The organism is Phreatobacter cathodiphilus (assembly GCF_003008515.1).
In the GTDB taxonomy this organism is placed as follows: domain Bacteria; phylum Pseudomonadota; class Alphaproteobacteria; order Rhizobiales; family Phreatobacteraceae; genus Phreatobacter; species Phreatobacter cathodiphilus.
Map to the genome: position 1 here is coordinate 3864572 of NZ_CP027668.1, position 23205 is coordinate 3887776.

Here is a 23205-nt window from a genome sequence, read left to right on the forward strand (position 1 = left end):
AACTGCGGCCGAAGACCGATCGCGCTACGGCTCTTCACCTCCCACCAAGGAGAGGTGTGCCAGCGCCCGCCCGCCTCACGCTCCCCACCGCCTCAGGCCCCACGGGGCTGACGTGCGATGTTGGTACAACTCGGCAGGCGAAAACGGAGTCCAACCGTGGCGGACTACGACGACGGACTGGACCGCGGTTCCGACGTCGTATATACATGTGTAGTCCTGCCCGCTGACCATGATGAAACGGACGAACGGATGAGACCCAGGGCAGGGTGCTAAATCCGACCTTGTTCGTTGGGGTTCATCATGGAATTCGAGTGGGATGAAAACAAACGTCTCGCCAATATCGCAAAGCACGGCATCGACTTCCGGATTGCTATCACGGTGTTCCTCGCTCCTGCCGCGCTCAGGCGGTCAGACCGCAATGAAGAGCGATGGATCACAATAGGCCCTGTAAGGCATCGACTCGTTGCCGTTGTCTGGACCCCGAGAGGAGAGGCCAAGCGGATCATCTCCGCGAGGCCGGCACGACCCGATGAAAGAGAAGATTACGCGCGTCACGTTGGAGGACATCCGGTCGGGTAAGCTCAAGGACGAGTCCGATTGGGAACGGGTGCGCGCCATGACCGACGAAGACATCGAGCGCGCCATCGCGGAAGATCCCGACTCCGATTTCGACCTCGCCAATTCGACGCCGGTCTTCGTCGGAAAGGTGTCCGAATGGACGCCGCCGCCGCGCAAGACGGCAATCTCCATCCGTCTCGACGAGGACGTGCTGGACTTCTTCAAGGCGCAGAAGGGGCCTTACCAGACGCATATCAACGCGGTGCTGCGGTCCTACATGACGGCGAACAAAGCAAAGCGGGCGAAGGATGGATCGACACGCCGCCGCGCACCAAAGACAGCCGCGGAATAGCCCCGCCTCACCCGCAGCAGCAGGACCCCTCGCCCTCGCCCGTCCCGTCCTGCACGCTGGCGTGGTTCTTCTCCGGGGGCAGGTCCATCGCCGGGTTCTCGGCGAAGAAGCCGTTGGGCTTCAGCATGAAGCCGGCATATTCCATCGGCATGACCGGGAAATCCTCCGGCTTGCACACGTGGGTATGGCCGAAGGAGTGCCAGACCACGAGATCGGCATTCTCGATGGAGCGGCCCTGCTTCACATAGGCCGGCAGGCCGTCGCCGCCGGCGTGCTGGTTGGGATAGTCGCCACTGGCATATTTCTCCGCCGGGTCGAAGGGCGTCACCCACACGTGCTTGGTGGCGAAGCCGCCGCGCTGGGCCACCGTGGAGCCCTCCTGCGCCAGCATCAGCGGGCTCGGCTGCACGACGAGCTTGTAGCCGGTCGGCTTGCCGACGCTGTTGGTCACGTTGGGATTGGTGATCTTCCAGTAGCGGCCGGTCTTGCCGTCCGCCTCGCGGGCGGCGTCCCGCTCGTTCGACAGGACCCGCGAGGTCGTGTCGAAGACGTTGCCATAGGGGTTGTCGGTGCCCCAGGGCCGCGGCACGAATTCGTGCTCGGTCACCGTATTGCCCTCGCCGTCGAGGGCCATGTGCATGCGCACGTTGAAGAAGTGCTGGTGGGTCGGGCCGCCGAGGCCCTCGTCCACCATGCCGCCCCAGGGATAGGTCTTCCCCGGCGCCACCGCCGCCGTCTGGATGATGCCGGTAAGCTTGGCCTCGAGCTGGATCGTGCCGTCCTGGTAGAGATACCAGTAGAAGCCGTAGTCGTAATTGCCGACGGTCGCGAAGAACGAGATGACGAGCCGGCGCGAGCGTCGCGCCTCGAAGACGCCGGTGCGCAGCTCGTAATGCTTCCACAGGAGGCCGTAATCCTCCTCGTGCATGCAGATGGCGTTGGGCATGACGATGGGGTTGCCGGCGTCGTCCGCCATGGGCACGTCGAAATAGCGGATCAGGCCGAGGCAGTCGCAGCCGAGCTCGAGGGCGTTGGCGAGCTTGCCGAGGCCGTATTCGCCGGCGTCGAAGGCGCTCTTCCAGAAATGGTTGGTGGTCGGGTCGGCATAGGGCACCACCATCTCGGTGACGCTGGCGCGGTGCATGATGGGCCGCAGGCGGCCCCGGTCGGTGATGCCGAGCTGGTGGATCACCAGCCCCTCGCGCGGCGTGAAACCGAGGCGGAACGACCAGTTCTGCCAGGTCACCTTCCAGCCCTCCACGGTGAAGCTCGGCCCCTCCGGCTGCACGATGTTGAGGGGCTTCAGGTCGGTGCGGGGGCTGGGAAGCGAGCCGCGGTCGTAGTTACGCCGCTTCCGCGGGATCGGGACGATCTCCTCCTCGTCGACGAGATGGACCACTCGGTTCTCGACGAGATCGACGAGGGCGACGACCCCCTCGATCGGCGAGGCATAGCCGTTGTCGTTGACGTGCTCGCGCCAATAGCTGACGGCACTGACGAGGCGGCGGCCGAGCTCGGCCTCGCGGCCGAAATAGCCGGCGGAGAAGGGGTCGACCTGGACGAGGGCGATCTCCGCGTCGGTCAGGCCGCGCCGCTTCATCGCGGCCCGCCAGCCGGGGTCCGCCTTGACGATGTCGCCGGCCTTGAAGAACTCCTCGATGATCACCGCCGGCTGGCCGTAGGGCGCGGCCTTCGTGTCCCGGGTGGCGAAGGCGACGACCGAGGCCGCGCCGATGTCGACGAGCGCCTCGTGCACGGCGCCGGTGGCGTTGTCGATGGTGACGGCGAAGGCGCGGCGGCGGATCGGCCGGCCCGGCGACCAGGCGGCGATCTCCGCCTTGGTCGGCTCGTCGAGCTGCAGGGCCGCGAAGCGCGTCGTCTCCGGCAGCCCTTTCCTCTCCATCAGGATGGCGCGGGCCGCGGCGATCTCCGCCGTCGACAGGGGATCGAGCGGATGGACCGGCGCGACCCCGGCCGCGGCTTTGCTTTCGGACGCCATGGTTTCACCCTCCGCTGGACGCGGGATGGTCCTCCGGCAGCCGTTCCCCGGCAATCGACCTTTCGGTTGACCGCCAGGGCGGGCGACCCTCACCATGCCGGTGGCGTGCTTCTTGCTCGCCTCGCACGCGTCACACCCCGTCCGGACGGTCTCTCCCGATGTCCAGCACGCCCCACGCGGTCGCCGCCGCCATGCACTTCGCCAAGACGCTGCTCCACGCCGGCGGCTGCGCCTTCTACCGCGTCGACGCCGACTGCAACCTGCACGACTTCCACATGGACGAGGATCTCCGCGGCTTCCACCGCGACTATGTCCGGCGCCTGCACGCGGTGGACCCCTTCCACGCCCGCCGCCTGCGCGACAGCGACCTCACCGTGTCCTGCCTGTCGACGGACGTGGTGCGGCCGCGGGCGCGGGAGGGTGCCGCCTATGCCGCCGCCTGCGCCGCCCACGGCATCGGCGACATCGTCGAGCTGTTCTTCCGCCGCGAGGGGCGGATCGCCGCCGGCCTCTGCCTGACCTGGCCGGCGGGCCGCTCGGCCCGCGCCGGCGACCTCGCCGCAGCACGGGCGGCGCACGGCTATATCGAGTTCAACCTGCCCGCCGCCCCGGCGCCGGAGGAGCACGGCCTCACCGCCCGCGAACAGGAGGTGGTCGGGCTCATCTGCGCCGGCCGCACCAACCGCGACATCGCCGACGCGCTCGCCATCAGTCTCGCCACCGTCAAGACCCACGTCATCCACATCTTCGAGAAGCTCGGGGTGGAGAACCGCGCCTCCGTCGTCGCCCGCATGGCGCGCGGCTGAGGCGCCCGGGTCCCGGCCACCGGCGAAAGGCGAGCATTGCCCGATAGATGCTGCACTGCGCCGTCGATGTCGCAGAGCAGGCCGCACAATTGCCGCGAGGGCTAAATACTCAAGGTATTCCAATGATTTATATTGTTTCGTCCCGTCCTTGACACGTTTTCGTGGCATCACTATAGGTGTGCCCGGCTTTCGGGGGGTGGCAGTCCGGCGACCTACCGTCGATGCGCCCTGACGACGAGCCGGCCGAGGAGGCTGGCCATGGCGTCAGGTGACGACAACGACGGCAAGACGCCGGGAACGTCTCCTCCGGATTCCGACCTCGACGCGCGGCGGCGCGCCCTTGAATCCCGGCTCGAAGCCATCGAGCGCGAGCGGTCTGGGGGAGCAGCGCCGGACGGCCGGGCGGCCCAGGCGCCGTCCGGGCTGGTGAAGCTCTTCCGCTTCTCGGCCGATTTCGTCTCCGGCGTGCTGGCCGGGGCGCTGATCGGCTGGCTGCTGGACCGTTTCGCCGGAACGCGGCCCTGGGGTCTCATCGTGTTTCTTCTGCTGGGCTTCGCGACGGGAATCTACAACCTCGTCAAGTCGGCGCAGCGGGCCAATCGGGAAGGCTGAGAGGCCGTTCCGACCCTCGACTAGACCGCATGCGGGAGCAGACCGGCGATGGCCGATCCGATCAAACAGTTCGAGCTCGTCCCCATCGTTCCGATCCGGGTTGGCACGGGTGATTTCTCCTTCACCAATTCCGCCCTGCACATGTTCATCATCGTCGGCCTGACGGCGGCCTTCCTGCTGCTGACGACCTCCGGCCGCCGCCTCGTGCCGACGCGCATGCAGTCCATGGCCGAGCTCGCCTACGAATTCGTCGCCGGAACGGTCCGACAAACGGCCGGCACCGAGGGGATGAAGTTCTTCCCCCTCGTCTTCTCGCTCTTCATGTTCGTGCTCTTTGCCAACCTCATCGGCATGGTGCCCGGCGCCTTCACGGTGACGAGCCACATCATCGTCACCGCCGCCCTGGCGCTGCTGGTGATCTCCACCGTCATCATCTACGGCATCGTCAAGCACGGCACCCACTGGTTCGCCCTCTTCGCGCCCTCGGGCCTGCCGAAGGTGATCCTGCCGCTGATCGTCGTGATCGAGGTGATCTCCTTCATCTCCCGCCCGATCTCGCTGTCCCTTCGTCTCTTCGGCAACATGACCGCCGGCCACATCGCGCTGAAGGTCTTCGCCGGCTTCGTCACCGCCATGGCGGGTGCCGGCGCCCTCGGCATGCTCGGCGCCACCCTGCCCGTGCTGATGATCACCGCGCTCACCGCGCTCGAACTGCTCGTCGCTGTCCTGCAGGCCTATGTCTTCACCATCCTGACCTGCATCTACCTCAACGACGCCCTCCATCCTGGCCATCACTGATCGGTGACGGCGGGTTCCCCTTCCTCCCTTCGCTCCCAACACCTCACAGGAGTTCAAAATGGATCCGGTTGCAGCCAAGTTCCTCGGCGCTGGTCTCGCCTGCCTCGGCATGGGCCTCGCGGCCATGGGCGTGGGCAACATCTTCGGCAACTTCGTTGCCGGCGCCCTGCGCAATCCGTCGGCTGCGGCCGGCCAGTTCACCAACGCCATCGTCGGCGCGGCCCTCGCTGAAGGTCTCGGCATCTTCGCGCTCGTCGTCGCCCTCGTCCTGCTCTTCGTGGTCTGATCCGCGGCGGACGCATCGATCGCGCCGGGACCCCCTGCGGGTCCCGGACCGCGCTCGCTCCGGCGTTCCCGCCCGGCTCCGGCCGGCTCTCGTTTCCGCGTGACGGCCTTCCGGCCCGATCGCGCCGATAGGGTCCCGCAATGGCGACGAACACCACTACCGGGACCCAGGTCCCATCCAAGGGCGGTTTCCCGGCCTTCCGCGTGGAAACCTACGGGTCGCAGCTGCTCTGGCTCGCGGTCGCCTTCGGCCTGCTCTACGTCCTGATGTCGCGCTTCATCGCACCGCGCATCGGCGGCATCCTCGAGGACCGGGCCAGCCGCATCGCCGGGGATCTCGCGGCGGCGCAGGCCATGAAGGCCGAGGCCGACGCGGCCACCCTCGCCTATGAGAAGGCCCTCGCGGAAGCGCGTGCCAGCTCCCAGGCGATCGCCGCCGAGACCCGTGCCAAGATCACCGCCGAGGCCGATGCCGAGCGCAAGGCTCTCGAGGCCAAGCTCGCCGCCGACCTCTCCGCGGCGGAGGCGCAGATCAGCGCCGCCCGCACGGCGGCCATGGGCAACGTCCGCGCCATCGCGGTCGACACCGCCCAGGCCATCGTCGAGCGCTTGGCCGGCACCGGTGCCGACACCGGCCGTCTCGAAGCGGCGGTCGACGCCGCCCTGAAGCGCTGAGGGGGACGAGATGAGCGAATATCTGCCGATCTGGATCGGCCTCGTCATCTTCTTCGCCATCGCCTGGAAGATGGGCGCCCACACCAAGCTCGTGAACGCCCTCGACGCGCGCTCCAACCGCATCGCCGCCGAACTCGCCGAGGCCAAGCGGCTGCGCGAGGAGGCCGAGGCCATCGTCGCCGACTATCGTCGGCGTCAGCAGAGCGCCGAGCAGGAGGCCCGCGACATCGTCACGGCCGCCAAGGCCGACGCCGAGCGTCTCGCCGCCGAAGGCAAGGCCAAGATCGAGGAATTCGTCACCCGCCGCACCAAGATGGCGGAGACCAAGATCGCCCAGGCCGAGGCCCAGGCCATCGCCGACGTGCGCGCCGCCGCTGCCGACGTCGCCACCACCGCCGCCGGTTCGGTCCTCGCCGACATGGCCCGCGGGTCCGGCGGAGACAAGCTGATGACCTCCGGCATCGCCGAGATCAAGGCGAAGCTGAACTGAAGATCCGGGCTTCCGCCCGCTCCAATCTCGAAAACCGCCGGGTCGCTCCCGGCGGCTTTTTCGTTGTCGACGCGGAGTCCGCCTTGGCTCTTCGTCGTCGGCTATGTTCCGACCCGACAAACAATGGCTCGGCAGAACCGAAGTGCGTCCTTCGAGGCTCGCCCGTTGGGCTCGCACCTCAGGATGAGGAGGTCGGTGTCCTGCATGGCGGCCAGCAGTCACGGACAACCGAACCTCATGCGAACCCTGATGGAGATCACCCGACCTCCTCATCCTGAGGTGCGAGCCCGCAGGGCGAGCCTCGAAGGACGCACTTGAGGGCGAGCAAGGCCCTGCGCCGGGGCGATCTGGTCCCTCTGAACAGGTGCGCCCACCCGCCGCGACCTGCCTCATCCCACGAAAAAGCCGCCGGGCGGACCCGGCGGCTTTCCCAAGCCGAAAAGGCGAGCGGCCGATCAGGCCGGCAGCAGCGGGTCGATGATCTTCTCGAACTCGGCCGCCGGCTGGGCGCCAAGCACCCGCTTGCCGTTGACGAAGAAGGTCGGGGTCGATTCCACGCCGAAGGCGGAGGCCGCCCGCTCGCGCGTGGCGTTGAGCGCGTCGAGGATCGCCTGGTTGTTGAGGCAGGCCTCGAACTGCGCCTGGGTCATGCCGGCCTGGCGGGTGATGGCGGTGACCGCCTCCAGCGGATTGCCGCCGAAGGCCCAGGTCCGCTGCTGCTGGAAGAACACGTCGATGAGCGCGAAATAGCGCGCCTGGTCGACGCCCTCTCCGGCCTTGCCGTCGGCGTTGAGGGCGCAGCGGGTGAGCATATAGACGGCGGCGTCGAGCTGGTTGAGCGCGAACTCGCGGAAGACGAGACGCACCTTGCCGGTCTCGATGTACTTCTTCTTCAGCTCGGGCAGCGTGCCCGTGTGGAAGCTGGCGCAGTGGCCGCAGGTGAGGGAGGCGTATTCGACGATGGTGACCGGCGCGTCGGCCTTGCCGAGCCAGACGTCGCCGAGTGGGCCCGGCTGCATGAGCTGGGCGACGTCGACCGTCTCGGTCTGGGTGCGGCGCTGGGCCAGCGCCGCGGGTGCGAAAGCGGCGACGAGGCCGAGAGCGGCCGAGCCTTCGATGAAATGTCTGCGCGACAGCATGGCTGGTTCCTCAAGATCGCCGCGGGGGCAAGGTCAAGGCCATAGCTGTGGCACCGGTCGGTGGCAACATCAGGGCTGCGGCGAGAGGGCGCCGCAGCGGTCACAGTTCTGCGAGAGGTCAGTTCCGGGCGATGATCTCGCGCTCGCGATAGACCGGCCGGCCGGCGACGCCGTCGCAGGCCTTGCGGCGCATCAGGGCGGAGGGCCGGCGGTCCTTCAGGGTGGAGCGACGGCGGCGGCGCGGGCCCGGCCGTCCCAACATGACGGCGCCCATGCGCGGGAAGGCCTCGCGCATCGCCCCGTCCGGGTCCTCGATGAGGAGGGGCAGGCGCAGCGCCTCGCCCCAGAGCTGCCAGTCGGCGACCACGTCGTCGGCATCGGCCATGGAGACCAGCGGCACGCTGAGGGCGGGGTCGGCATGGACCAGCACCACCTCGACGCTGTCCGCCGCCTGCGAGGCGTCGTCGCTGACCCGGACGGCGATGCCGCGATAGGACGAGACGGGAAGCTGCAGCTTCATCCGGGCGCCACTGGCGGTGCGGCGGATCACCACCCGATCGGCATGGAGATCGATGGACCGCTGGCCGCCGTCCGCGCCCCTGTCGGGCGCGGCGTAGCGGGTGGGCAGCTGGGCGGGATCGAGGCGCAAAGAGGCCCCGATCCCGGCGGCGAGGACGCCGGGCTCTGTCTGACGCAACACTTGCATGCTCCCTTGGGGTCTTCGGCCGGCTCGAACCGGCTCTCGCCCCGTCGTTGGGAAGACTGTCGCAGCATTTCTTGTCCGACCGCTTAAGGTGGACGGTTAAGCGGACCTCAATCGGATCGCGACAGTTGGAGACCTTCGCGCATGCTTGAGAAAGCCTTGGGCGATGTGCTTTCCCAATGCTTGGGAGGCGTGGTTGCGTGCTCCTTGCCGAACAGGATGAACGAAGCCTGATCGCCCCGTCCGGCGCACCGGCCCCGCCTTGAAACCGGCGCCTGCGATGCCTACACGAGGGGAACTCCCCCAATCGCGCCCAAGGCCCGTCATGTCCGACCTCCTCGATACCGGCCTGCTTCTCGAGCAAGGCCGCCGCCTCGTCGCTGCGGCCCGCAAGGCCGGCGCAGATGCCGCCGACGTCATGGCGGTGTGCGGGGTTTCCGTCGGCGTGCAACTGCGCGACGGCAAGGTGGAGAGCTCCGAGCGCTCCGAGGGCGACGACATCGGCCTGCGGGTCTTCGTTGGCCGCCGCAGCGCCTCGGTCTCCTCCAACGACCCGCGGGAGGATGTCGAGGCCCTCGCCGAGCGTGCCGTCGCCATCGCCCGCGTCGCCCCCGAGGACCCCTATGCCCGGCTCGTCGACCCGGCTGACCTCGCCCGCGACTGGGCCGATCTCGACCTCATCGATCCCGTCATGACCGCGGTGGCCGACCTCGAGGACCTCGCCCGCCGCGCCGAGGCGGCGGCCCTCGCGGTGAAGGGCGTCACGAAATCCGGCGGCGCCGACGCCGGCGCCGGCATCGGCGGCTTCGCCCTCGTCACCTCCACCGGCTTCGAGGGCGCGACGCTCGGCTCCTCCACCTCCTTCTCGGTCACCGCCATCGCCGGCGAAGGCACCGGCATGGAGCGCGACTACGACTACAGCGGCGTGCGCCACCGTGCCGATCTCGAGGACCCGGAGGCGATCGGGCGCAGTGCCGGCGAGCGCGCCGTGCGACGGATCAATCCGCGCAAGGTGGACACCCGCAAGGTGCCGGTGATCTTCGACCAGCGCACCGCCGCGAGCTTCCCCTCTTATCTCGCCGCCGCCGCCAACGGCCAGGCGGTGGCCCGCAAGACCTCCTTCCTCCGCGAGAAGCTGGGACAGCGGCTGTTCCGGCCGGGCGTCATGATCATCGACGACCCGCTGCGCCGTCGCGGCCTGCGCTCCCGGCCCTTCGACGGCGAGGGCGTGGCGGCCCGCCCGCTGACCCTGGTGGAGGACGGCGTGCTGACGAGCTGGCTGCTCGACAGTGCCACCGCCGCCGAACTCGGCCTCAGGACCACCGGCCACGCCCATCGCGGTACCGGCGGCCCGCCCGCGCCGGGCGCGACAAACCTCCACCTGGCCGCCGGCACGGTGAGCCCGGCCGAGATGATCGGCGCCGTCAAGGACGGGCTCTACGTCACCGACATGATCGGCAGCGGCGTCAACATGGTCACCGGCGACTATTCCCGCGGCTGCTCCGGCTACTGGATCGAGAACGGCGAACTGGCCTATCCGGTCGCTGAGATCACCATCGCCGGCAATCTCGTCGACATGTTCGCCAGCCTCACCCCGGCCGACGACCTCGTCTTCCGGCGGGGCACCGACGCCCCCACCGTGCTGGTGGAGGGGCTGACCGTTGCCGGACGCTGACGACATCGTCCTGCGCGACATGCTGGAGGCGCTGGCCGGAGAGGCCGGCGCCATGGCGCTCGACTATGCCCGCCGCGGCATGCGGAGCTGGACCAAGGCCGGCGCCTCGCCGGTGACGGAGGCCGACATCGCCGTCGACCGTTTCCTCAAGCGCCGCCTCATGGAGGCGCGCCCCGGCTTCGGCTGGCTGTCGGAGGAGACGGCCGACGATCCCTCCCGCCTCGACCGGCGCGAGGTCTTCATCGTCGATCCGATCGACGGCACCCGCGCCTTCGCAGCAGGCCTGCCGGACTGGACCATTTCGCTCGCAGTGGTGCGTGACGGGCGGCCGGTGGCCGCGGCGCTGGCCGAGCCGGTGGCCGGGCGCATCTTCGTCGCCGCCCTCGGCCACGGCGCCAGCGTCTCCGGCCGGCCGCTCAGCCCCCTCGGCCGCGACCGCGTCGAGGGCGCCGTGGTGGCAGGTCCCAAGCCCATGACGGTCAGGGCCGAGAACGCCGGGGCCCGGGCCCTGCCGAAGATCCATTCCCTCGCCCTGCGCTTCGCCAAGGTGGCGGCCGGCGAGATCGACGCGGGCTTCGCGGGCGGCCAGAGTCATGACTGGGACCTTGCGGCGGCCGATCTTTTGGTGCACGAAGCAGGAGCATCACTGACCGGCCTCGACGGAGCCGTGCCCTGCTACAACAGGCCGGTTCCTACGCATTTTCCGCTCGTTTGTGCCGGTTTTCCGCTGCATGGGCTTCTTCGGCAGGTCGCCGGGGAAGATCGCCGCCGCGGCGGGACGAGCTGAGGGGAAGACCATCATCATGACTGCGACGGGCGAGTCCAAGCAACTCCCGCACCTGGTGTTCGGCGGCGAGCTGACGAAGCTGGACGGAACCGAGTTCCGCGATCTTTCCAAGCTCGACATCGTCGGCATCTACCCGAACTACGCCACCGCTCACGCCGCCTGGAAGGGCAAGGCCCAGCAGACCGTGGACAATGCGCACATGCGCTATTTCATCGTTCACCTGCACCGCCTGCTCGATCCGGACGCGGCCTGACCGGCGGCGCTCCGGCCCGGTGTCCTTCCTCAAGCGTCTGGCGCGCTCCCAGCGGGTGCGGTCGGCAGCGGGCTCGCTGCTCGCCGGATACCTGCGCCTGGTCTGGCGCACCGGACGGTTCGCGCTCGATCCGCCCAACATCTACGACTATGCCGACGACAACCTGCCGGTCATCTTCGCGATGTGGCACGGCCAGCACTTCCTCTCGCCCTTCGTCAGGCGGCCGCAGTATCGCGCCGCGGTGCTGATCTCGCGCTCCGCCGACGGCGAGATGAACGCCATCGCCGCCGAGAAGCTCGGCGTGCGCACCATCCGCGGCTCCGGCGACCACAAGGGCCAGTTCGCTCGCAAGGGCGGCGTGAGCGCCTATTTCCAGATGCTGGAGGCGCTGGCCGACGGCGAGACCGTGGCATTGACCGCGGACGTTCCGAAGATCGCCAAGAAGGCCGGGCTCGGCATCGTCATGCTGGCCAAGCAGAGCGGCCGTCCCATCCTGCCCATCGCCGTGGCCACTGCCCGGCGCATCGACCTGAGGTCCTGGGACAAGGCGAGCGTCAACCTGCCCTTCTCGCGCGGCGCCGCCGTCGCCGGTCCGCCCATCTGGGTGCCGGCCGATGCCGACCAGGTGGCGCTGGAGGGCTATCGCCGGGCCGTCGAGGCCGCGCTCGACGCCGCCACCGGTCGTGCCTACGACATCGCCGAGGGACGGGCGGAGCCCGAGCTCTGGTCGAAGGAGACCCTCGCCCGGCTCGAGGCGGCCCGCGACGCCGCCGCCGTCACCGCCCGCCCCGCCCGGACGCCGGCATCGGGCCAGGCCGATGCGTGATCGCCCCGTCCGGACCCCGCTGACCCTGCGCGCCTACGGCCGGCTCACCGCCCTCCTCGGCCCGGCGGCGCCGCTCCTCGCCCGCAGCCGGTTGAAGCGCGGCAAGGAGGATCCGGAGCGCATCCAGGAGCGGCGCGGCTTCGCCACCGAGGAGAGGCCGCCGGGCCGGCTGATCTGGCTGCACGGGGCGAGCGTCGGCGAACTCCTGTCCATCATCCCGCTGGTCGAGCGCCTGCAGGCCCGCGGCGTCACCGTCCTCGTCACCACGGTGACGCGCACCGCCGCCGCTCTCGCCGCCCGGCGCCTGCCGCCCGGCGCCATCCACCAGTTCATGCCCTGGGACGTGCCGGCCTTCATCGAGCGCTTCCTGAACCACTGGCGGCCCGACCTCGCCATCTTCGCCGAATCCGAGCTCTGGCCCAACCTCATCCTGCGCACCACCGCCCGCGGCACGCCCCTCATCCAGGTGAACGGGCGCATGTCGGAACGCTCCTTCCGCGGCTGGCAGCGCGTGCCGCGCTCCATCAAGGCGCTGTTCTCGCGCTTCGAGCTCTGTCTGATGCAGACGGTTGACGACGCCCGCCGCGTCGAGGCCCTCGGCGCACCGCGCGTCTCCACCACCGGCAACCTGAAGTTCGACGTGCCGGCCCCCGAGGCCGAGCCGGGGGCCGCCATGGCGCTCGCCGGCGCCATCGGCCGGCGCCCGGTCTTTCTCGCCGCCTCCACCCACGAGGGCGAGGACGAGATCGTGCTCGCGGCGCACCGCATGATGGCGCCGCGGCTCTCCAACCTCCTCACCATCGTCGCCCCCCGCCATCCCGAGCGCGGCGAGACCATCGCCGCCCTGGCCGAGGCGGCGGGACTGCAGGCCTGCCGCCGCTCGCTCGGCGAACTGCCGGGCCAGCGCCACGCCGTCTATGTCGCCGACACCCTGGGCGAGATGGGGCTGTTCTACCGCGCCGCCCCCGTCGCCTTCCTCGGCGGCTCGCTGATCCGCCACGGGGGGCAGAACCCGATCGAGCCGGCCAAGCTGGGTGCCGCCATCCTCCACGGTCCCCACGTCTTCAACTTCGCCGCCGTCTATGCCGCTCTCGCGGAGAACCGGGCGGCGCGCCAGGTCTCCGGCGCCGAGGACCTCGCCGGTGCCGCCCTCATGCTGCTCACCGACCAGCGCGAGCGCCTCCGCCAGCGCGAGGCGGCGGGCGAGACCGTCACCGGCCTCGGCGGCGCGCTGGACCGCACCCTCGCCGCCATCGAGCCCTATTTCCTCACCCTCGCCATGCGGAGCGGCTGATGGAGCGCCCGCGGTGAAGGCGCCCGGCTTCTGGTCGGACCCGCAGGCGCCCGCCGGCAGGCTGCTGGCCCCGCTCGGCGCCGTCGTCGGTGCCGTCACCCTCGCCCGCATGGCCCGCCCGGGTGCCCGCGCCGGCGTGCCGGTGATCTGCATCGGCAACCCGACCGTCGGCGGGTCCGGCAAGACCCCGGCGACGCAATGGCTCGCCGCCCTCGCCACCGCCCGCGGCCTCTCCCCCGCCATCCTCGCCCGCGGCTATGGCGGCCGGCTCGCAGGGCCCGTCGTGGTCGATCCGGCGGTCCACGGTCCCGCCGATGTGGGCGACGAGCCGCTGCTCCATGCGCGCCGTTTCCCCACCGTGGTGGCGCGCGACCGCCCGGCGGGCGCGGCCCTTGCGGTGGCGCGGGGCGCCGGCCTCATCGTCATGGACGACGGCTTCCAGAACCCGGCCCTCGCCAAGGACCTGTCCGTCCTGGTGGTGGACGGCGCCGCCGGCCTCGGCAGCGGCCGCGTCCTGCCGGCAGGGCCCTTGCGCGCGCCGTTCCGGCCGCAGCTCGCCCGCGCCGACGCGCTGCTGGTGGTGGGAGAAGGCGAGGCGGGGGAGGCCCTCGCGGCGCTCGCGGCCGAGGCCGGGCGTCCGGTCCTGCGCGGGCGGCTGGTCGTGGAGGCGGAGACGGCGGCCTGGCTCTCCGGCCGCGACGTGCTCGCCTTCTGCGGCATCGGCCGGCCGGCGAAATTCGTCGAGACCCTCGGGGCGGCGGGTGCCCGCAACGCGGTGCTGCGCCCCTTCGCCGACCATCACGCCTATGGCGAGGCCGATGCCGAGCGGCTGCTGGCGGAGGCGGCGCGCACCGGCCTGCCGCTGGTCACCACCGAGAAGGATGCGGTCAAGCTGAAGGGCTCGCCCGCCCTCGACCGGCTGGCGGCGGCGACGCGCGTGGTTCCCGTCAGTCTGAAGGTGGAGGAGGAGGCGGCCGCGGCGGCTCTCCTCGATCGCGTCACCGCGCCACGAAGGTCTTGAAGCGCTCGGGGTGCAGCCGTTGGAGCACGGCGGGCGGGCCGGAATAGGCCTCCTGCCGGGCAACGCTCCAGTATTTCAGGTCGTCGAGCGGGATCGGCTGGCCGGTGACGGCGCAGCGCACGAAGGTGCCCGGACGCACGATGCGGAAATCGGCGTCCAGGTAACGCAGCTCGGCCTCACCGTCGTTCGGCCGGCCGGAAGTCAGGCGGTTGAGCATCGTGACGGCTCCGCGCTCAGGTCCCCGGACCCGCCGGGTCCTGGCCCGACGGACGACGGGCGTTGGGCGCCTGCGGATCGTCCGGGCGGCGGCCGACCGGCCCGTAGGGCGCGTCGGGCGAGGCGGTGCGGTAGCCCGGCGGCGGCTCGACCAGACGGCGGCGCGGCGGCTCGCCGGGGAAGGGCACCACCTGGTCGCGCGAGGAGGAGCCGAACAGCGAACCGACCTGCGACCAGATCGGCGCCACGCGCATCTCGTCGACCGTGGCCGGGCCGGAAATCTGCGCCTGCGAGCGGTCGCGGGTCGTGTCCACCGGGCCGCCGCCGAACCAGCCGCCCTGGCGGGAGCGCAGCTCGCCGTTGGTCATGGTGCGGCCGAACTCGTCGCGCTGGATGGGCGTATTGGCGGCCAGGCCTGCGGCGCGGGCCCGGGCCACGTCGGGATCGTTGGGCCAGTTCGGGTTGCGGGCGGCCGCCGAATCCTGCGGCGGCGGCAGGGCGTTGTTGCGCGGCAGGACCAGCGGCGCGCGCTCGCGGTAGTCGATCGGCGGGCGCGCGGTCTCGACCAGGCCGAGGCCGCTGAGCAGGCCGCCCATCACGTTGGCCTCGAAGCTCGGGCCGTCCCCCTGCTGGGCGAAGGCGCCGGTGGTGCCGGCGACGCCGAGGGTCGTGGCGAGGATCACGGTGCGGATGCGCGTCATGTCTCGGTCATCCCTTGAAACGGCCTGGCTGAGAGACGAGCCCGGCCTTGAATGGACCCGGCGCCCCGGGGCGCCGCTGTGCAGCCGGCTCTATCCGTCAGGATCGTGCCGATTTCGAGGCACCCGGCCGGCCGCCGAAGAGGGACTCATACAGAAGCAGGGCAACGCCCGCAACGATGCCGACATCGGCGAGGTTGAACACGTACCACTGGAACTGCCAGCTGGCGGTGGTGATGTGGAAGGCGAAGAAGTCCGCCACCGCCCCGTAGAGCACCCGGTCGAGGCCGTTGCCCACCGCCCCGCCGGCGATGAGGCCGAGCGCCACCGCCGTCATCGGGCTCTCGGCCCGCCACAGCCACCAGCCGATCAGGGCCACGGCGGCGACCTTGAACAGCACCAGCGCCCATTGGCCCAACAGGCTGTCCTGCTGGAACATGCCGAAGGAGACGCCGTAGTTCCACGCCATGACGAGGTCGAGCACCGGCAGGATGGTGATCGTCTGTCCCGAGGTGATCCCCACCACCTGGAGCATGAAGACCTTGAAGGCCTGGTCGACGACGAGCGTGGCGACGAGGGCGAGAAGGCCGGGGCGAAGATGGGGCGAGGGGGTCAAGGGCGCGTCATCCGGTGGCGGTCGTGCCCGAGGTGGCGCGTCCGGCGGGGCGGGTCAAGCACTTATCCTCGACATCTTCGCGGCGAGCCGCCATAGGGACGTCGTCGCCAGCCCCCATCGTGCAGCCATGACCCACAAGCTCTATTTCGTCCGCCACGGCGAGACCGACTGGAACGCCGAGGGGCGGCTGCAGGGCCAGCGCGACATTCCCCTCAACGACGTCGGCCGGGTCCAGGCCGAGGAGGTCGGCGCCATCCTCGCCCGGCTGGAGCCGCGCTACGAGGACCTCGCCTTCTGGTCCAGCCCGCTCACCCGTACCCGCGAGACCATGGAGCTGATGCGCGGCCGCCTCGGGCTGCATCCGCCGGCCTACCGCATGGACGACCGGCTGAAGGAATTGTCCTTCGGCGCCTGGGAGGGCCTGACCTGGCCGGAGGTGGAGGCCCATTCGCCCGCCATCGCCGCCTCGCGCCTCGCCGACAAGTGGCACACCAAGCCGCCCGAGGGCGAGAACTACGAGGATGTCGCCACCCGGCTCGGCGCCTTCATCGCGACCCTCGAACGCCCTAGCGTCATCGTCTCCCACGGCGGTGTCGGCCGCACGCTGATGGCGCTGCGCGGCACCATGGACCGCGCCCGGGCCTCCGAGGTCTTCGTCCGCCAGGGCGTCGTCTACGTCTTCGAGGGCGACCGCTTCACGGTCGAGGCGTGACGGCTCAATAGCCGCCGAGGATGCCCCAGAGGCTGCGCGCCGTGGGCAGGCGGGAGCGGCCGTTCGGCCTGTCCCAGGGGCACTGGTACTGGCTGGAGGCCACCGTGTCGTCCATCCGCGCGGGGAAGCACTTCGGCCGCGTGCCGGGCGCCAGCGTGCCGCGGCTCTGGTGGACCAGTAGCACCCGGTCGCGGGTCTCGTCCTCGAGGCCGGCGCCGCGCGCCCAGACGGCGGGGGCGGTGGCGAGGAGGGCGGTGAAGGCCAGAACGGCGATGCGGGTCATGGCGGCTCCTGCGGATGGTCGTGCCGGCGGGTCGGCTTCGGGCCGGTCCCCGCATCGACAACGCCTCACATAGCAGACCGGGTCCGTGGCGTCATTGCGGCGGCGCAGGTCCGTTCAGCGCGCGCCGCCCACCGCCCGGCCGAATCGGGCGATGACGGCGCGTAGCTCCTCGTCCTCGAAGCCGTCGAGGGCGGCCTTCAGCCGCGCCTCGTCGGCGGGCGGACGCGGCGCCTCCCGCGGCTTCGGCTTGGCCCTGAGCGGGATCTGCGTCAGCCGCACGCCGGCCACGCAGCGCCAGCCCATGAAGGCGTTGACCCGCTCGACGATGACCGGGGTCATGTGCTGGATCTCCAGGGCGAAGGGCGCCTCCACCCGCACATGCAGGGTCCCCGGCTCCGGCTCGCTGCGACCCTCGGGCCGGCGCGGCCAGGCGATCTTCACCGGGGCGGAGCGGCGGGCGAGGTCCTCGCCGACGATCTCGTCCCAGCGCGTCACCACCTCCGTCGAGGCGAAGCCGGCCTGCTGCAGCGCCTGCCCGATGGGGGCGGCGGCGATGTCGGCGAGCGGCCGCGGGCCTTTGGGACGATAGGGCGATTTCATGGAGGCTGTGGGTTTTCGGGCGCCGGGACGGAAGGTGGCGTTGCGGCGGCGCCCGCGCTGGGCGAGGGTCCACCGATGACGCGCGCCACCATAGCACGGACGAAGCCCGCACAGGAGAGCGCAGCCCCGGCCGCTGCGCTGCTCGCCTGGTACGACCGCCATCGCCGCCACCTGCCCTGGCGCGCCCTGCCCGGCGAGCCGGTGGACCCCTATCGCGTCTGGCTGTCCGAAATCATGCTGCAGCAGACCACGGTGAAGGCGGTGGCGCCCTATTTCGCCGCCTTCCTCGCCCGCTGGCCGACGGTCGCCGATCTCGCGGCGGCACCGGTGGAGGAGGTGATGAAGGCTTGGGCCGGGCTCGGCTACTATTCCCGCGCCCGCAATCTCCACGCCTGCGCCATCGCCGTGGCGCGCGACCATGACGGACGCTTTCCCGCCGAGATCGCCGGGCTCAGGGCGTTGCCGGGAGTGGGCGACTATACGGCGGCGGCGGTCGGCGCCATCGCCTTCGACCTGGCCGCGCCCGTGGTGGACGGCAATGTCGAGCGGGTGGTGACGCGGCTCGAGGCGGTGGACGAGCCCCTGCCGGGCGCCAAGCCGCTGATCCGGGCGCTGGTGGCCGACATGCTCGACCCCACCCGTCCCGGCGACTTCGCGCAGGCCATGATGGACCTCGGCGCCACCATCTGCACGCCGCGCCGGCCGGCCTGCGCGCTCTGCTCGCTGCGCCCCTTCTGCGCCGCAGCCGCCGAGGGCAGTCAGGAGGCCTACCCGAAGAAGGCGCCGAAGAAGACCGGGACGCTGCGTCGCGGCGCCGCCTTCGTCGTGGTCCGGGCGGACGGCGCCCTCCTCGTCGGCACCCGTCCGCCGAAGGGCCTGCTCGGCGGCATGACGGAAGTCCCCGGCACCGCATGGTCGGCCGATTTCGACGAGGCCGCGGCGCTGGCGGCAGCGCCGCTGCCGCTCGCCCTACACCGGCTGCCGGGAACCGTCGGCCACGTCTTCACCCATTTTCCCCTGGAGCTCACCGTTTTCCGCGCCGACGCCCCGTCCGGCACGCCGCCCGCACCCGGCATGCGCTGGATCGCGGCCGGCGAGATCGCCGGCGAGGCCTTTCCCACCGTGATGCGCAAGGTGCTCGCCCATGCCGGCGTCGGGCCCGACGGCCGGGCTTGACCTCCCGGCGGCGAGCGGCATGCTGGCCAGCCCGGGACGGGAAGGAACCACCGCGGCGCGGCGGACTTGCCACAGGAGCCCCGGTTCGAACGTGAGGACCTCGCCTGGATGACGGACGGCCGGCCGCAGGGCATGACCTGGCACTATGACCGCGCGGAAATGGTCGCCGACGGCGTCATCCACGTGCTCGGTGCCGTCTTCGCGCTCTTTGCCGCGGGGGCGCTGATCGGCGTCGCCCTCTACCGGGCCGAGCTCGCCACCATCTCGTCCCTGGCGGTCTATGCCGCGAGCCTCGTCGCGGTCATCGGCTGCTCGGCCGCCTACAACATGTGGCCGGTGTCGCGCACCAAGTGGATCCTGCGCCGCTTCGACCATGCCGCCATCTTCATGCTGATCGCCGGCACCTACACACCCTTCATGGTGCACGTCGCCACCCCCACCGCACACGCCATGCTGGCGGCGGTGTGGATCGCCGGCTTTGCCGGGGCGGCGCTGAAGCTCTTCGCCCCCGGCCGCTACGACCGCGTCACCGTCTTCCTCTACCTCGCCATCGCCTGGAGCGGCGTCATCGTCGCCCACCAGGTCTTCGCCGTTCTGCCGACGGCGGCCATCGTGCTGCTGGTGGTGGGCGGGCTCATCTATTCGGCCGGGGTGGTCTTCCACCTCTGGCACTCCCTGCGCTTCCAGAACGCCATCTGGCACGGCTTCGTCCTCGTCGCCGCCGGCTGCCAGTATGCGGCGGTGCTGAACGGCGTCCTGCTCGGCGCCTGAACCCGGATCCCGTCATGACCCTCTCCGGCTTCCTGCTCTTCTGCGGCGTGTACGCCATGGCGACCTTCTCGCCGGGGCCGGCCGTGGCGGCCATCGTGGCGCGCACCCTGGCGGTGGGGCTGAGGCGCACCGCGCCCTTCATCCTCGGCATCGTCGCCGGCGACCTCGTCTGGTTCGCCCTGGTCGCGCTCGGCCTCGCCGCCCTCGCCCAGAACGCCCAGCCGCTGTTCCTCGCCATCAAATATGCCGGCGTCGCCTATCTGCTCTGGCTCGCCTGGAAGCTCTGGACCGCGCCCGCCGCCGCCCCGCAGGAATCACCCGCCGCGCGCGGCGAGGGCTGGAAGCTCTTCCTCGGCGGCCTCGCCCTGACCATGGGCAATGCCAAGGTCATGGTCTTCTTCGTCTCGATCCTGCCGCTGGTGGTGGACCTCGGTACCCTCACGCCGCTGCTCGCGGCGGAGCTCGCCGTGGTGATGATGGCGATTCTCTCCACGGCCATGTGGACCTATGCCCTGGCCGCCGCCCGCGCCCGGCGCTTCATCGCCAGCCCGCGCGCCATGCGCATGGTCAACCGCGGCACCGGCGCGGTGGTGGCCGGCGCCGCCGTGGCGGTCGCGGCGCGGGGGTAGGTCTCTTCGACGCGTCATGCCCGGGCTTGTCCCGGACATGACGCATTCTCTTCAAGCTGCGGTGTTCAAGTCGTGGATGGCGACAAGCCGGCCATGACGACGAGGGCTGTTTCCACCCTCTCCGAGGGATCACACGTCGAAGAACACCGTCTCGCCCTCGCCCTGCAGGCGGATGTCGAGGGTGAAGGTGTGGCCGTTCTTCCGAGCGATCAGCGTTCCGCGACGCGCCTCGGGCACCAGCGCCAGGATCGGATCCTCGGCGTTCGACGCCTCGTCCTCGAAATAGACGCGCGTGAAGAGCTGCTTCAGCATGCCCCGCCCGAACACCGCGACGAGGATGTGCGGCGCCTGCTCGCCGCCGCCGGGGCCCGGCACCCGGCCGGGCCGGACCGTGACGAAGCGATAGGTGCCCTGGGCGTCCGTGTCGGAGCGGCCGAACCCCATGAAGCTGTTGCTCTGTCGCGCCCGGCCGTCATTCGGATGGGCGTAGCGCCCGTCGGCGTCCGCCTGCCAGATCTCCAGCATGGCGTCGGGCACGGGCTCGCCGGCACCGTCGATGACGCGGCCGGTGAGGACGATTTTCTCGCCCGGCGTTCCCGGTTCCGCCACCTGGCCGTCGACGGAGACGGGCACGTGGGAATAGGCCTTCCCGGGGGTGAGGCCGTAATGGAAGAAGGGACCCACCGTCTGCGACGGCGAGATACCCTCGGGGCGGCCGCCCGCGCTGTCAGTGCTCATGCGGTTCCTCCGTCGGCGTCGCCTCGCGGCCGCGCAGCACGATGTCGAACTGGTAGCCCAGCGCCCATTCCGGCTGGGTCGTCTCGAGGTCGAAGCGGGCGATCAGCCGCTCCCGCGCCTTCGCGTCGGGAATGCCGTTGAAGATCGGGTCGTAGGGAAAGAGCGGGTCGCCGGGGAAATACATCTGGGTGACCAGCCGCGACAGGAAGGTCGGGCCGAAGACCGAGAAGTGGATATGGGCCGGCCGCCAGGCATTGTGGTGGTTGCGCCAGGGATAGGCGCCCGGCCGCACCGTGGTGAAGCGGTAGCGGCCGTCCTCAGCCGTGAGATAGCGCCCGGCGCCGGTGAAATTCGGATCCAGCGGGGCGGGGTGCTGGTCGCGCACATGGACGTAGCGGCCGGCGGAATTGGCCTGCCACAGCTCGACCAGGGCGTTCGGCACCGGGCGGCCGTCCTCGTCCAGCACGCGGCCGGAGACGATGATGCGCTCGCCCAGCGGCTCGCCGGCATGCTGGGCGGTGAGGTCGGCGTCGCTGTCGCGCACCTTGCCGTGGCCATAGACCGGGCCCGTGAGTTCGGTGAGCGTGTGCGGCACGAGGACGAGCGGCTGCTGCGGCGCGCGCAGCACGGTGCTCGTATAGGCGGGATGCAGGCTCGGCGGATGGGCCGCCGTGGAGCCGCGGGGCAGAACCAGGGCCATCGTCAGGGTTCCTCTCGGTTGGATCGCGCCTGCCTGTCGCAGGTCTCGTTCGGGAATTGGCCGACGGGGGCTCGACGGCCACGGCCCGGCGCGCGCCGGGCCGCAGCGAAGCGATCTATTGCACGCGCTCGACCGCCAGCGCCACGCCCTGGCCGACGCCGACGCACATGGTGGCGAGGCCGTAGCGGCCGCCGGTCTTCTCGAGCTGGTGCACGGCGGTGGCGGCGATGCGCGCTCCCGACATGCCGAGCGGATGTCCCAGCGCGATGGCCCCGCCGTTGGGGTTCACGTGGTCCGCATCCTCCGGCACGCCGATGCCCCGCAGCACGGCGATGCCCTGGCTGGCGAAGGCCTCGTTGAGCTCGATGACGTCAAAGTCCGACACCTTGATGCCGAGCCGCTCGACCAGCTTCTTCACCGCCGGGATCGGGCCGATGCCCATGATCCGCGGCGGCACGCCGGCGGACGCCGCGCCGAGGATGCGGGCACGCGGGGTGAGGCCGTATTTCTCCACCGCCGCGGCCGAGGCGATGATCATGGCGCAGGCACCGTCGTTGACGCCGGAGGCGTTGCCGGCGGTGACCGTGCCCGGCTGGCGCACGAAGGCCTTCAGCTTGGCGAGGCCCTCGGCCGTGGTCTCGGGCCGCGGATGCTCGTCCCTGTCGACGATGGTGGGGCCGGCCCTGCCGCCGGGAATCTCGACCGGCACGATCTCCTCGGCGAAATAGCCCGAGGCCATGGCCCTGCCCGCCTTCTGCTGCGATGCCAGCGCGAAGGCATCCTGCGCCTCGCGCGACACCTGGAACTCCTCGGCGACGTTCTCGCCGGTCTCGGGCATGGAATCGACGCCGTACTGGGTCTTCATCAGCGGATTGATGAAACGCCAGCCGATGGTGGTGTCGAAGATCTCGGCGGAGCGGGAGAAGGCCTCCCCCGCCTTGCCCATGACGAAGGGCGCCCGCGTCATGCTCTCGACGCCGCCGGCGATGGCGAGGTCGATGTCGCCGGCCTTCACCGCCCTGGCTGCGGCTCCAACCGCATCGAGACCCGAGGCGCAGAGCCGGTTGACGGTCATGGCGGGAACGCTGTCGGGCAGGCCCGCCAGCAGCGAGGCCATGCGGGCGACGTTGCGGTTGTCCTCGCCGGCCTGGTTGGCGCAGCCGAAGACGATCTCGTCGATGGCGCCGGCAATGCCGGGATGGCGGGCGAGGAGCGCCTTCAGCGGCACGGCGGCGAGATCGTCGGCGCGGACCTTGGCGAGCGCGCCGCCGTAGCGGCCGATGGGGGTGCGCACCGCGTCGCAGATGAAGACATCGGCCATGACATTCTCCCTGTCGCGGTCTCGTCAGCCGCGTGTTTCGGCATCCTGCACCAGCCCGGTGCGTCCTTCGAGGGCCGCGACAGAGGGGATGAACCCCTTCATGGCGAGGCGGTCGCCGTGCTTGGGATGGGTGGCGAGGACATCGCGCAGGGACATGAACGCGGCCATGCCTGGGCGGCTCCACCTGGGTTGTTCCTCGAAAGCAGTCCTCACCGCCGGGGCCGATCCTGTCAAGTGCGATATACGGACGTATGGGCGATAAACGCACAAGCCACTGATCGCCTCAAGGCTCGGGCGTTTCACTCCCCCGGAACGCCGTCCTGCAGGACGAAATTGTCGCACCCCCTGGGGCCGGTAAAAAATAAACATGCGCCGCGAATGCATGGCATTCCTGCCGAAATGGCAGTCCTGGCGCCAATTTGTGCAGTTGCGCCCGGCCCGCGCGGCCTTCTCCGCCCTGATGCAAGGCAGC

At 70.6% G+C, this 23205-nt stretch carries 30 protein-coding genes; 18 read left to right on the top strand and 12 right to left on the bottom strand.

Annotated elements, in window-relative coordinates:
• Positions 1–300: 300 nt before the first annotated feature.
• Both C6569_RS18495 and C6569_RS18500 read left to right on the top strand, forming a co-directional pair.
• Entirely contained in the window at positions 301–579 is a 279-nt protein-coding gene (locus C6569_RS18495) for a BrnT family toxin (RefSeq protein ID WP_106751128.1), read from the top strand.
• Positions 530–910, top strand: coding sequence for a BrnA antitoxin family protein (locus C6569_RS18500; protein WP_106750257.1), 381 nt, complete (start codon positions 530–532; stop codon positions 908–910). Before C6569_RS18495 ends, C6569_RS18500 begins: the two co-directional genes overlap by 50 nt.
• A gap of 7 nt (positions 911–917) precedes the next feature.
• Here the strand turns inward: C6569_RS18500 and C6569_RS18505 are convergent, their stop codons facing one another.
• A complete protein-coding gene (locus C6569_RS18505; protein ID WP_106750258.1) occupies positions 918–2909 on the bottom strand; it encodes a primary-amine oxidase in 1992 nt (663 codons plus the stop codon).
• A 158-nt stretch (positions 2910–3067) separates the two neighbouring features.
• Here C6569_RS18505 and C6569_RS18510 point away from each other — a divergent pair, with 158 nt between their 5' ends.
• From C6569_RS18510 to C6569_RS18535, 6 genes are all read left to right on the top strand, one after another.
• Positions 3068–3715, top strand: coding sequence for a helix-turn-helix transcriptional regulator (locus C6569_RS18510; protein WP_106750259.1), 648 nt, complete (start codon positions 3068–3070; stop codon positions 3713–3715).
• A gap of 258 nt (positions 3716–3973) precedes the next feature.
• The gene (locus C6569_RS18515; protein WP_106750260.1) at positions 3974–4327 is read left to right on the top strand and encodes an AtpZ/AtpI family protein; all 354 of its coding nucleotides are present in this window, start codon (positions 3974–3976) and stop codon (positions 4325–4327) included.
• Positions 4328–4375: 48 nt separating this feature from the next.
• A complete protein-coding gene (locus tag C6569_RS18520; RefSeq protein ID WP_106750261.1) occupies positions 4376–5125 on the top strand; it encodes a F0F1 ATP synthase subunit A in 750 nt (249 codons plus the stop codon).
• A 58-nt stretch (positions 5126–5183) separates the two neighbouring features.
• Positions 5184–5411, top strand: coding sequence for a F0F1 ATP synthase subunit C (locus C6569_RS18525; protein ID WP_106750262.1), 228 nt, complete (start codon positions 5184–5186; stop codon positions 5409–5411).
• Positions 5412–5551: 140 nt separating this feature from the next.
• A complete protein-coding gene (locus tag C6569_RS18530) occupies positions 5552–6085 on the top strand; it encodes a F0F1 ATP synthase subunit B family protein (protein ID WP_106750263.1) in 534 nt (177 codons plus the stop codon).
• Between the two features lie 10 nt (positions 6086–6095).
• The gene (locus tag C6569_RS18535; RefSeq protein WP_106750264.1) at positions 6096–6575 is read left to right on the top strand and encodes a F0F1 ATP synthase subunit B family protein; all 480 of its coding nucleotides are present in this window, start codon (positions 6096–6098) and stop codon (positions 6573–6575) included.
• 455 nt (positions 6576–7030) lie between these two features.
• Here the strand turns inward: C6569_RS18535 and C6569_RS18540 are convergent, their stop codons facing one another.
• Both C6569_RS18540 and C6569_RS18545 read right to left on the bottom strand, forming a co-directional pair.
• Positions 7031–7714, bottom strand: a complete 684-nt coding sequence (locus C6569_RS18540; RefSeq protein ID WP_106750265.1) for a DsbA family protein — start codon at positions 7712–7714, stop codon at positions 7031–7033.
• A 118-nt stretch (positions 7715–7832) separates the two neighbouring features.
• The gene (locus tag C6569_RS18545; RefSeq protein ID WP_245898151.1) at positions 7833–8414 is read right to left on the bottom strand and encodes a DUF6101 family protein; all 582 of its coding nucleotides are present in this window, start codon (positions 8412–8414) and stop codon (positions 7833–7835) included.
• 328 nt (positions 8415–8742) lie between these two features.
• On the opposite strand from C6569_RS18545, the gene C6569_RS18550 reads away from it, so the two are divergent.
• From C6569_RS18550 to lpxK, 6 genes are read left to right on the top strand one after another with little or no spacing between them, the layout of a single operon-like run.
• Positions 8743–10092, top strand: coding sequence for a TldD/PmbA family protein (locus C6569_RS18550; protein ID WP_106750267.1), 1350 nt, complete (start codon positions 8743–8745; stop codon positions 10090–10092).
• Positions 10079–10879, top strand: a complete 801-nt coding sequence (locus C6569_RS18555; protein WP_245898152.1) for a 3'(2'),5'-bisphosphate nucleotidase CysQ — start codon at positions 10079–10081, stop codon at positions 10877–10879. The genes C6569_RS18550 and C6569_RS18555 overlap by 14 nt, the downstream gene beginning before the upstream one ends.
• Before the next feature lie 16 nt (positions 10880–10895).
• On the top strand, positions 10896–11132 hold the full coding sequence (locus tag C6569_RS18560; protein WP_106750268.1) for a DUF4170 domain-containing protein: 237 nt from the start codon (positions 10896–10898) through the stop codon (positions 11130–11132).
• 19 nt (positions 11133–11151) lie between these two features.
• Positions 11152–11958 carry a lysophospholipid acyltransferase family protein gene (locus tag C6569_RS18565; RefSeq protein ID WP_245898153.1) on the top strand — a complete coding sequence of 269 codons (807 nt, stop codon included), beginning with the start codon at positions 11152–11154 and terminating at the stop codon, positions 11956–11958.
• Positions 11951–13252, top strand: a complete 1302-nt coding sequence (locus tag C6569_RS18570; protein WP_106750270.1) for a 3-deoxy-D-manno-octulosonic acid transferase — start codon at positions 11951–11953, stop codon at positions 13250–13252. The genes C6569_RS18565 and C6569_RS18570 overlap by 8 nt, the downstream gene beginning before the upstream one ends.
• Before the next feature lie 13 nt (positions 13253–13265).
• Positions 13266–14273, top strand: a complete 1008-nt coding sequence (lpxK, locus tag C6569_RS18575; RefSeq protein ID WP_106750271.1) for a tetraacyldisaccharide 4'-kinase — start codon at positions 13266–13268, stop codon at positions 14271–14273.
• Here lpxK and C6569_RS18580 read toward each other — a convergent pair.
• The 3 genes from C6569_RS18580 to lspA all read right to left on the bottom strand — a co-directional run bounded on the left by C6569_RS18580 (position 14251) and on the right by lspA (position 15803).
• Positions 14251–14490 carry a DUF2093 domain-containing protein gene (locus C6569_RS18580; RefSeq protein ID WP_106750272.1) on the bottom strand — a complete coding sequence of 80 codons (240 nt, stop codon included), beginning with the start codon at positions 14488–14490 and terminating at the stop codon, positions 14251–14253. The genes lpxK and C6569_RS18580 overlap by 23 nt on opposite strands.
• 16 nt (positions 14491–14506) lie before the next feature.
• Positions 14507–15190, bottom strand: coding sequence for a hypothetical protein (locus C6569_RS18585; RefSeq protein WP_106750273.1), 684 nt, complete (start codon positions 15188–15190; stop codon positions 14507–14509).
• A gap of 97 nt (positions 15191–15287) precedes the next feature.
• Positions 15288–15803, bottom strand: a complete 516-nt coding sequence (lspA, locus tag C6569_RS18590) for a signal peptidase II (RefSeq protein WP_106750274.1) — start codon at positions 15801–15803, stop codon at positions 15288–15290.
• Positions 15804–15930: 127 nt separating this feature from the next.
• On the opposite strand from lspA, the gene C6569_RS18595 reads away from it, so the two are divergent.
• Complete coding sequence (locus C6569_RS18595) at positions 15931–16515, top strand: histidine phosphatase family protein (protein WP_106750275.1); 585 nt, start codon at positions 15931–15933, stop codon at positions 16513–16515.
• A gap of 4 nt (positions 16516–16519) precedes the next feature.
• Here C6569_RS18595 and C6569_RS18600 read toward each other — a convergent pair whose 3' ends face one another.
• Together C6569_RS18600 and C6569_RS18605 are read right to left on the bottom strand one after the other, a co-directional pair.
• A complete protein-coding gene (locus C6569_RS18600; RefSeq protein WP_106750276.1) occupies positions 16520–16798 on the bottom strand; it encodes a hypothetical protein in 279 nt (92 codons plus the stop codon).
• Positions 16799–16912: 114 nt separating this feature from the next.
• Positions 16913–17398 (bottom strand): DUF721 domain-containing protein, encoded by a 486-nt coding sequence (locus tag C6569_RS18605; protein ID WP_106750277.1) that lies wholly within the window; start codon positions 17396–17398, stop codon positions 16913–16915.
• Positions 17399–17473: 75 nt separating this feature from the next.
• Between C6569_RS18605 and mutY the strand changes: the two genes are divergently transcribed.
• The 3 genes from mutY to C6569_RS18620 all read left to right on the top strand — a co-directional run bounded on the left by mutY (position 17474) and on the right by C6569_RS18620 (position 19974).
• Complete coding sequence (gene mutY / locus C6569_RS18610) at positions 17474–18574, top strand: A/G-specific adenine glycosylase (protein ID WP_106750278.1); 1101 nt, start codon at positions 17474–17476, stop codon at positions 18572–18574.
• Positions 18575–18682: 108 nt separating this feature from the next.
• Complete coding sequence (gene trhA, locus C6569_RS18615) at positions 18683–19345, top strand: PAQR family membrane homeostasis protein TrhA (RefSeq protein WP_106750279.1); 663 nt, start codon at positions 18683–18685, stop codon at positions 19343–19345.
• 14 nt (positions 19346–19359) lie between these two features.
• Positions 19360–19974: a LysE family translocator gene (locus C6569_RS18620; RefSeq protein WP_106750280.1), complete on the top strand. Its 615-nt coding sequence runs from the start codon at positions 19360–19362 to the stop codon at positions 19972–19974.
• Between the two features lie 129 nt (positions 19975–20103).
• On the opposite strand, the gene pcaG is transcribed toward C6569_RS18620, so the two are convergent.
• The 4 genes from pcaG to C6569_RS22020 all read right to left on the bottom strand — a co-directional run bounded on the left by pcaG (position 20104) and on the right by C6569_RS22020 (position 22901).
• A complete protein-coding gene (pcaG, locus tag C6569_RS18625) occupies positions 20104–20712 on the bottom strand; it encodes a protocatechuate 3,4-dioxygenase subunit alpha (protein WP_106750281.1) in 609 nt (202 codons plus the stop codon).
• On the bottom strand, positions 20702–21412 hold the full coding sequence (gene pcaH / locus C6569_RS18630) for a protocatechuate 3,4-dioxygenase subunit beta (RefSeq protein WP_106750282.1): 711 nt from the start codon (positions 21410–21412) through the stop codon (positions 20702–20704). Before pcaH ends, pcaG begins: the two co-directional genes overlap by 11 nt.
• Before the next feature lie 115 nt (positions 21413–21527).
• A complete protein-coding gene (gene pcaF / locus C6569_RS18635) occupies positions 21528–22733 on the bottom strand; it encodes a 3-oxoadipyl-CoA thiolase (RefSeq protein WP_106750283.1) in 1206 nt (401 codons plus the stop codon).
• Between the two features lie 24 nt (positions 22734–22757).
• The gene (locus C6569_RS22020) at positions 22758–22901 is read right to left on the bottom strand and encodes a hypothetical protein (RefSeq protein ID WP_181313813.1); all 144 of its coding nucleotides are present in this window, start codon (positions 22899–22901) and stop codon (positions 22758–22760) included.
• Positions 22902–23205 lie beyond the last annotated feature (304 nt).

Coding starts and splice junctions, on each gene's coding strand:
- mutY (WP_106750278.1), top strand. CDS start 17,474: ATGACGCGCGCCACCATAGCACGGACGAAGCCCGCACAGGAGAGCGCA.
- pcaF (WP_106750283.1), bottom strand. CDS start 22,733: ATGGCCGATGTCTTCATCTGCGACGCGGTGCGCACCCCCATCGGCCGC.
- C6569_RS18510 (WP_106750259.1), top strand. CDS start 3,068: ATGTCCAGCACGCCCCACGCGGTCGCCGCCGCCATGCACTTCGCCAAG.
- C6569_RS18535 (WP_106750264.1), top strand. CDS start 6,096: ATGAGCGAATATCTGCCGATCTGGATCGGCCTCGTCATCTTCTTCGCC.
- C6569_RS18525 (WP_106750262.1), top strand. CDS start 5,184: ATGGATCCGGTTGCAGCCAAGTTCCTCGGCGCTGGTCTCGCCTGCCTC.
- trhA (WP_106750279.1), top strand. CDS start 18,683: ATGACGGACGGCCGGCCGCAGGGCATGACCTGGCACTATGACCGCGCG.
- C6569_RS18560 (WP_106750268.1), top strand. CDS start 10,896: ATGACTGCGACGGGCGAGTCCAAGCAACTCCCGCACCTGGTGTTCGGC.
- C6569_RS18600 (WP_106750276.1), bottom strand. CDS start 16,798: ATGACCCGCATCGCCGTTCTGGCCTTCACCGCCCTCCTCGCCACCGCC.
- C6569_RS18540 (WP_106750265.1), bottom strand. CDS start 7,714: ATGCTGTCGCGCAGACATTTCATCGAAGGCTCGGCCGCTCTCGGCCTC.
- C6569_RS18605 (WP_106750277.1), bottom strand. CDS start 17,398: ATGAAATCGCCCTATCGTCCCAAAGGCCCGCGGCCGCTCGCCGACATC.
- C6569_RS18515 (WP_106750260.1), top strand. CDS start 3,974: ATGGCGTCAGGTGACGACAACGACGGCAAGACGCCGGGAACGTCTCCT.
- C6569_RS18530 (WP_106750263.1), top strand. CDS start 5,552: ATGGCGACGAACACCACTACCGGGACCCAGGTCCCATCCAAGGGCGGT.
- C6569_RS18520 (WP_106750261.1), top strand. CDS start 4,376: ATGGCCGATCCGATCAAACAGTTCGAGCTCGTCCCCATCGTTCCGATC.
- C6569_RS18495 (WP_106751128.1), top strand. CDS start 301: ATGGAATTCGAGTGGGATGAAAACAAACGTCTCGCCAATATCGCAAAG.
- C6569_RS18620 (WP_106750280.1), top strand. CDS start 19,360: ATGACCCTCTCCGGCTTCCTGCTCTTCTGCGGCGTGTACGCCATGGCG.
- C6569_RS18500 (WP_106750257.1), top strand. CDS start 530: ATGAAAGAGAAGATTACGCGCGTCACGTTGGAGGACATCCGGTCGGGT.
- C6569_RS18505 (WP_106750258.1), bottom strand. CDS start 2,909: ATGGCGTCCGAAAGCAAAGCCGCGGCCGGGGTCGCGCCGGTCCATCCG.
- C6569_RS22020 (WP_181313813.1), bottom strand. CDS start 22,901: ATGGCCGCGTTCATGTCCCTGCGCGATGTCCTCGCCACCCATCCCAAG.
- C6569_RS18550 (WP_106750267.1), top strand. CDS start 8,743: ATGTCCGACCTCCTCGATACCGGCCTGCTTCTCGAGCAAGGCCGCCGC.
- C6569_RS18570 (WP_106750270.1), top strand. CDS start 11,951: ATGCGTGATCGCCCCGTCCGGACCCCGCTGACCCTGCGCGCCTACGGC.
- pcaH (WP_106750282.1), bottom strand. CDS start 21,412: ATGGCCCTGGTTCTGCCCCGCGGCTCCACGGCGGCCCATCCGCCGAGC.
- C6569_RS18585 (WP_106750273.1), bottom strand. CDS start 15,190: ATGACGCGCATCCGCACCGTGATCCTCGCCACGACCCTCGGCGTCGCC.
- C6569_RS18595 (WP_106750275.1), top strand. CDS start 15,931: ATGACCCACAAGCTCTATTTCGTCCGCCACGGCGAGACCGACTGGAAC.
- pcaG (WP_106750281.1), bottom strand. CDS start 20,712: ATGAGCACTGACAGCGCGGGCGGCCGCCCCGAGGGTATCTCGCCGTCG.
- C6569_RS18580 (WP_106750272.1), bottom strand. CDS start 14,490: ATGCTCAACCGCCTGACTTCCGGCCGGCCGAACGACGGTGAGGCCGAG.